Source organism: Gilvimarinus sp. 1_MG-2023 (assembly GCF_030548285.1).
This window is the reverse complement of record NZ_JAUOSC010001446.1, coordinates 1-248: the sequence shown is the minus strand read 5'-3', so window position 1 is coordinate 248 and position 248 is coordinate 1. Positions and strand designations below refer to the sequence as shown.

At 52.4% G+C, this 248-nt stretch carries 1 pseudogene; it reads left to right on the top strand.

Annotation, left to right across the window (positions count from 1 at the left end):
• Positions 1-248: pseudogene (locus Q4563_RS21605) on the top strand (PrkA family serine protein kinase); the annotation flags it as partial.

Here is a 248-nt window from a genome sequence, read left to right as displayed (position 1 = left end):
CTCCAACGAATCCGAATGGCAGACCTTCAAGAACAACAAGAACAACGAGGCCTTCCTCGACCGGGTCTATATCGCCAAGGTACCGTACTGCCTGCGCGTCGATGAAGAAGTCAAGATTTACGAAAAACTGCTCGAACACAGCTCTCTGGCCAGCGCTCCCTGCGCCCCCGACACCTTGAAAATGCTGGCCAAATTCACCGTATTGTCACGACTGAAAGAGCCTGAGAATTCCAGCGTCTACTCCAAGA